Raw genomic sequence first — 3872 nt, 5'->3', positions numbered from 1 at the left:
GGGGACTTTTTCAGTGCCCTCATGCAAATAGCCCCTTTATCTATGTATTATTGAGTAAGATTAGTATCCAATCGACCCCAGTTTAATATGTATATCCAATTCCTCAATCCAATCCCGCATACTCTAAGGTCTAATGTTTAATATCTTACATCTAAACTCTAATGTCTAATCCCAATAATTGCTTCAACAAACTTTCCTTCTTCTTCAAAGTCTGCAAAAACTAACTTTACTTGCTTTGCTTTTTTAATAGCATCCGTTGCTGGTGCAAGCTTGAGTTGGATTGCGACAGGCACATCTTGATTCAATAGGTAGTTCAAGTAATTCTGTCTGTCTGCAATATTTACGATTACTCTCCCTACTTGAATAGATGTTAGGAAATGCTCTTTTCCATCGGCATCCGTTAGGTTGGATCCAAATACATTGAGGCGGAATTCGCGCGGGTTCTTTTCATAAGAAATGGCGAAGAGATCAACAACAAGGGTATCAGCGACGGTCTTAACAGACTTTAGGTCGAACTGAATTTCGTTCACCACATGCACGCTTGGATCTTCGGTTTCCTGCGCCTTCAAATACTGAGGTGCAACAAAAAGACCGATAAAAAATATGGCTAATAGTAGTTGCTTCATGGCATAAAGAATTAACGTAATCTATCCGCAGATTTAATCAATTTGTTATCATTACGAATACCGCGGATTGCCAAGCCCAAAAACAGAATGGATACCGGCAATAGGAAGAAACCAATACCGATGTTATTAGCACCAATACTTTGATTGATCAGGCTCAGGATATTGTTTGCAGAAATAAACATCCAGATAGCAAATAAACAGATTAGGATGACCTGTACAAGGATAAGTGATAGCTGAGTTTTACGGTTCTTATATTTAAAAATAATGAACAACGGAATCAGTGCTAATACTACCGTAGCGATAGTCATCAACAGAAATGAGGATTCTTTCGTAGCCACGTTGTTTACCGATGAATAAACTCCAGAAACATAAATGTTTTTTCCTAGTCCAACCAAGTCGATATAACTCACATAAGGGAAGAGGAATAGCGCGAAAAGTACAAGGCTAGATAATAACAACCAAACGGTTTGAATACGCTGTATCATAGTTTAATTTTAAGTATATGTACAAATATAGTATAAACAGTTCAAATTGGGTTTAGTTTCGGACGGCTTTTGGTTTCCGCAAAAGTTAGTTTTGCGTACCTTTGCTTCGTGGAAGAAACATCATCACGTTATTTTTTGGAGATTGCATATAATGGTACTGCTTATCATGGTTGGCAGGTGCAGGAGAATGCAGTAAGTGTGCAAGAAAAACTTAACGGGGCCTTGCAGATCTTGCTTCGGGAGCCTGTAGAGACCGTCGGCGCGGGTAGAACCGATACTGGGGTACACGCCAAGCAGCTGTTTGTACATTTTGAGAGCAATGCAGCGGTACTAAAAAATGCAGATCGTTTTATCCATTCTCTCAATGCTTTACTGCCCTTCGATATCGTCGTCTATAGACTTATTCCTGTGGATAGTGCGGCCCATGCGCGCTTCGACGCAACTTCCAGAAGCTATGAATATCATGTTCATTTTATAAAAGATCCATTTCTACATTTGCAATCCTGGTTGTTACGTGATATCCCGGACATCGATAAGATGAATTTGGCGGCTAAAGACCTTTGGGGGAAGCAAGACTTCAGTTGCTTTAGCAAATCGAACACACAGGTGTTCACCAATATCTGTGAGATAACCCGCGCTGAATGGGAAATGAAGGATGGCAAGCTGATCTTCCATATCACTGCAGATCGTTTTTTAAGAAATATGGTACGGGCAATCGTGGGGACATTGATGGAAGTAGGGCTAGGGAAAAAGCCTGTAGAACATGTAAAAGCTGTCATTGCGAGTCAGGATCGCTCGATGGCGGGGACTTCTGTTCCGGCATGTGGCCTATATTTAACAAAAGTTTTGTATCCTTATATCGATTAATCACATCACCTTGGAAAAAGAATCAATCTCCGGAAAAGCATATGATAGTAAGTTATTGGGGCGCTTAGCGAAATATATTCGCCCTTATCGCACTATTTTCTGGGTTTCCGTGGTGCTGACCATCTTATTGGCGGCCGTGGCTCCGGCTTTGCCGCTGTTGATCGAGTACACGTTAGACCATTATATTTTATCGGGATCGGGCAAAGGCTTAACACAAATGCTGTTACTTATGCTTGCATTATTAATGGCACAAACACTGATTCGATATTTTCACACATTAATGACAAATACGCTCGGACAATCGGTTATCCGCGATATCCGTATCCAAGTATTTAATCATATTACCAACTTACGCCTTAAATATTTCGATAATACACCTATCGGTCGGTTGATTACTCGGACGATCTCTGACTTAGAAACCATCGCCAATATCTTTTCCGAAGGACTAATTCAGATTATTGGTGATTTGTTGCAATTAGTCGTTATTCTAGGTGTGATGTTCTATACGGATTGGAAACTGACTTTAGTCGTCTTGATTCCAATGCCATTAATGATTGGCGCGACGTATATCTTCAAGGAAGCTATGAAATCAGCCTTCCAAAGCGTGCGTCTGTGGGTTTCCAATTTGAATACCTTCCTGCAAGAGCATATTACCGGGATGGCGGTCATTCAATATTTTGCGCGCGAAGATCAAGAGATGCGCAAGTTCAAAGAGATCAACAAAGAACATAGAAATGCGCATATTCGTGCCAACTGGTACTTTTCTATATTCTTCCCTGTATTAGAGATTATTGTTGCCATTGCCACCGGACTTCTGGTTTGGTATGGCTCCAAACAAATTCTAGCCGATGCCATCTCTCCGGGTGTTGTCGTTGCATTCATTATGTATATCAACATGATCTTCCGCCCAATCCGGGAGTTGATCGACAAGTTCAACACCTTGCAGATGGGGATGGTTTCCGCGGAACGTATTTTCGATGTCTTGGATACCGATGAGTTTACACCAGATGCCGGAGAATATAAGCCGGAGCATGTTGCCGGAGCAATCGAATTTAAGAATGTTTGGTTTGCCTATAATGAAGAGAAATGGGTACTGAAGGACGTTAGTTTTTCGGTAAAGCCAGGTGAGACGCTTGCGCTGGTGGGAGCAACTGGTGCGGGGAAATCTTCGGTTATCAATATATTGAGCCGTTTTTATGAGATCCAAAAAGGGCAGATCCTGTTGGATGGTGTAGACATCCGTGAGTACGATCTGACTTTCTTGCGTCAAACGATTGCTACGGTATTGCAAGATGTTTTTCTCTTCTCAGATACCGTGCTCAACAACATTCGCTTGAACAATCCAAATATCTCGATGGAGAGTATCGTCGATGCTTCCAAGAAAGTTGGTGCCTATAACTTCATTATGCGCTTACCGGGCAACTTTGAGTATCAGGTGCAGGAACGCGGTTCAACTTTATCTGCCGGACAGGCTCAGTTGATATCCTTCATCCGCGCACTAGTACATGATCCGAAGATCCTCATCCTGGATGAAGCAACGTCTTCTATCGATACTGAAACAGAGCTGATGATTCAACACGCCATCGACAATATGATGGACGGAAGAACTTCTATTGTTATTGCACACCGCCTATCGACAATACAAAAAGCAGATAAAATCATTGTACTCGATAAGGGCGAAATCATGGAAATCGGAAGCCACCACGAGCTTCTCGAAATAGATGGGCACTACAGAAAACTATACGAATTGCAGTTTAATTCGGCGGGAATTTGATAAATCTGTTTCTGAACCAGGAAAGGAAAGGATGTAAGGATGGTCGGGATGTGTTGCCTTTGAACCAGGAAAGGAAGGATTTTAGGATTAGCAGGCTCTTGTTCATCCTTACATCCTTCC

At 41.7% G+C, this 3872-nt stretch carries 4 protein-coding genes; 2 read left to right on the top strand and 2 right to left on the bottom strand.

Features of this window, described 5'->3' with window-relative positions:
- Positions 1 to 158 precede the first annotated feature (158 nt).
- Together B2400_RS14460 and B2400_RS14455 are read right to left on the bottom strand one after the other, a co-directional pair.
- Complete coding sequence (locus B2400_RS14460; RefSeq protein ID WP_293934481.1) at positions 159 to 626, bottom strand: hypothetical protein; 468 nt, start codon at positions 624 to 626, stop codon at positions 159 to 161.
- An 11-nt stretch (positions 627 to 637) separates the two neighbouring features.
- Positions 638 to 1111, bottom strand: coding sequence for a DUF4293 domain-containing protein (locus B2400_RS14455; RefSeq protein WP_260044153.1), 474 nt, complete (start codon positions 1109 to 1111; stop codon positions 638 to 640).
- 108 nt (positions 1112 to 1219) lie between these two features.
- On the opposite strand from B2400_RS14455, the gene truA reads away from it, so the two are divergent.
- Both truA and B2400_RS14445 read left to right on the top strand, forming a co-directional pair.
- A complete protein-coding gene (gene truA, locus B2400_RS14450; protein ID WP_286651941.1) occupies positions 1220 to 1978 on the top strand; it encodes a tRNA pseudouridine(38-40) synthase TruA in 759 nt (252 codons plus the stop codon).
- 10 nt (positions 1979 to 1988) lie between these two features.
- Positions 1989 to 3752 (top strand): ABC transporter ATP-binding protein, encoded by a 1764-nt coding sequence (locus B2400_RS14445; protein ID WP_293934478.1) that lies wholly within the window; start codon positions 1989 to 1991, stop codon positions 3750 to 3752.
- Positions 3753 to 3872 lie beyond the last annotated feature (120 nt).

This window comes from Sphingobacterium sp. UBA6645, from assembly GCF_002455685.1.
In the GTDB taxonomy this organism is placed as follows: Bacteria; Bacteroidota; Bacteroidia; order Sphingobacteriales; family Sphingobacteriaceae; genus Sphingobacterium; species Sphingobacterium hotanense.
Note: the sequence above shows the minus strand (reverse complement) of the source record. Positions and strands in the feature narration are given on the sequence as shown.

What these genes read in the sequence shown, in the direction of transcription:
- B2400_RS14455 (WP_260044153.1), bottom strand. Translation starts at nt 1,111, where the DNA reads ATGATACAGCGTATTCAAACCGTTTGGTTGTTATTATCTAGCCTTGTA.
- B2400_RS14460 (WP_293934481.1), bottom strand. Translation starts at nt 626, where the DNA reads ATGAAGCAACTACTATTAGCCATATTTTTTATCGGTCTTTTTGTTGCA.